Here is a 2,605-nt window from a genome sequence, read left to right on the forward strand (position 1 = left end):
GCAGAGGAAGCCTCGCTGCCACTGTCCTAAAAGAAGGAAGGCTCCCCCCAAGGGGAATCCGATATCGCGTGTATCGGAGTCACAGCCGGCAACTTGAGTCCTCGGGTGCGACTTTTTTCACGCACCACGCCCCGCTCGTCGTTCATCAGCCCTTCAGCAGCTGCAGCACCTGCTGCGGCAGCTGGTTGGCCTGGGCCACCATCGCGTTGCCGGCCTGTTGCAGGATCTGCGCACGGCTCAGCGCGGCGGTTTCAGCCGCGAAGTCGGCGTCCATGATGCGGCTGCGGGCGGCCGACTGGTTTTCCACCGCCGTCTGCAGGTTGGCGATCACCGAATCGAAGCGGGACTGGCTGGCACCGTAGGTGGCGCGGGTGTCGTTGATCAGGTCCAGCGCGCCGTCGATGGAATTCATCACCGTCGCGATGGCAGTCGCGTCGGCCGTGCTATCGATCACGACCAGCGCGTCGGTCACCGCGGTGATCGAGGCGTCGACGGTCAGGTTGACGGTGGTGATGTCGATGGTGTCGTTGACGGTCGTGTTGGCGCCGACCTGGAAGGTCTGCGTGCCGGTCGACGCGAGGATCGGCTGGCCGTTGAACGTGGTCCCGTTGAGGACACGGCCGATTTCGGCCGACAGCTGCTTGAATTCCTTGTTCAGCGAATCCTTGTCGCTGTTGCTGTTGGTCGAGTTGCGGGCCTGCACCGACAGTTCGCGCATGCGTTGCAGCGCATCGCCCACCTTGGACAGCGCACCTTCAGCGGTCTGCGCCATCGAGATGCCGTCGTTGGCGTTGCGGATCGCGACGTTCATGCCGCGCACTTGCGCGTTCATCCGTTCGGCGATCGCGAGGCCGGCGGCGTCGTCCTTCGCGGAATTGACGCGCAGGCCGGACGACAGGCGCTGCATCGAGACGGCCAGCGCGGACTGGGAAGAATTCAGGTTTCGTTGCGCGTTCAGCGAAACGATGTTCGTGTTGATGGTTTGTGGCATGAAGCACTCCTCAAGAATCAATGACTCCCGGCGAAATGCGCCGGCGCTTGCCGCAGGGGTGTGATGCCCTGCGTCAGACCCGGCGCGAATCACCGTTGGCCACCGACATGAAAGGTGTGCTGTTGCACACCGCCCCGTCAGCATCCTWCAGTGGATCCGGACCGCAGATCCCGGGCGAGGAACCTGTGGAAGTGATTGTTCCGAGAACTGGAGTGGGGTTAAACCGGGAAATGAGCCGGTTCGACCCGTCTTTTCATCCGCCAAACGAGAAGGCCCCGCCCGGTTTCCCGGGCGGGGCCTTGTAGAAGCGAGCCTGGCGGCTTACTTCAGCAGCGACAGCACTTGCTGCGGCAGTTGGTTGGCTTGCGCCACCATCGCCGTGCCGGCCTGCTGCAGGATCTGGGCACGCGACAGGTTCGACGTTTCAGACGCGAAGTCGGCATCCGTGATGCGGCTCTTGGCGGCCGACTGGTTCTCCACCGAGGTCTGCAGGTTGGAGATCACCGAGTCGAAGCGGTTCTGCACCGCACCGTACATGGCGCGCTCGCTGTTGATCGAGTCGATCGCGCCGTCGATCTTGTCGATCACGTCCTTCAGGGCAGCCGCGTCTTGCGTGCTGTCGATCTTCTCGCTGGTCACGTCGGTGATGCTGGCGGCTTGCGACATGTCGGTGGTGGTCACCGTGATCGAGTCGTTGGTGGTCGTGTTGGCACCGATCTGGAACTCTTTCGCGCCGGCGTCGGAGCCGATGATGTTGATGCCGTTGAAGGTCGTGCCACCGAGCACGCGGCTGATTTCCGCGCCGAGTTGCTGGAATTCCTTGTCCAGCGAATCCTTGTCGCTGGTGCCGTTGGTGCCGTTGCGGGCTTGAACGGCGAGTTCACGCATGCGTTGCAGCGAATCGCCGACCTTGCCCAGCGCGCCTTCAGCGGTCTGCGCCAGCGAGATGCCGTCGTTGGCATTGCGGATCGCGACGTTCATGCCGCGGACCTGGGCGCCCATGCGCTCCGAGATCGCCAGGCCGGCGGCGTCGTCCTTGGCGCTGTTGACGCGCAGGCCGGAAGACAGGCGCTGCATCGAGGTCGACAGGGCATTCTGGGTGGTCGACAGATTGCGTTGTGCGTTCAGCGACGTGACGTTGGTGTTGACTGACATGCTCATTTGAAATACTCCATAACGGTTGAAACGAGACCCGGCATGAGCGCCGGCATTGCCTCGGCAGATTGGTGTCTCTACCGTGATCCTCTCTGCCTAAACGACCGCACGTCCTGTGCGGCTTGCTGCGCCCGGCCTCACTGGTCTGCCGGACCCCGGCGCCGTTGTTGCGTCGCCGTTGGAGGCTTTATCGGACCGCCACTTTCCGGACTTGAGACCCGGTCACGAAAATTTCGGAGGGATCCGTTGAACAGAGGGAGGAGAACCCGGCTTCTATCTGCACTTGGGCCGGAAACTTGAGGGTCCGCACGGACGTTTCGAGATGTTTCTCGCAGCCCGGGAAGCGCTGAATTGGCAGGCGTCTGCGGTGCATCTCCGCGAGACCGGCACGGGGTGGTTTCCTAGAATTTCAGCACCCTTCCACGGGGCGTGCCCAGGCGCGCCAGCACGATGCACACC

General features: G+C 63.1%; 2 protein-coding genes. Both read right to left on the reverse strand.

Annotated elements, in window-relative coordinates; all coding sequences use genetic code 11:
• Positions 1-145: 145 nt before the first annotated feature.
• Positions 146-991: a flagellin domain-containing protein gene (locus AC1D01_RS29455; RefSeq protein WP_477872739.1), complete on the reverse strand. Its 846-nt coding sequence runs from the start codon at positions 989-991 to the stop codon at positions 146-148.
• Between the two features lie 321 nt (positions 992-1,312).
• Positions 1,313-2,152: a flagellin domain-containing protein gene (locus AC1D01_RS29460; protein ID WP_477872741.1), complete on the reverse strand. Its 840-nt coding sequence runs from the start codon at positions 2,150-2,152 to the stop codon at positions 1,313-1,315.
• Positions 2,153-2,605 lie beyond the last annotated feature (453 nt).

It is taken from the genome of Rhizobacter sp. P3_B12, from assembly GCF_056402895.1.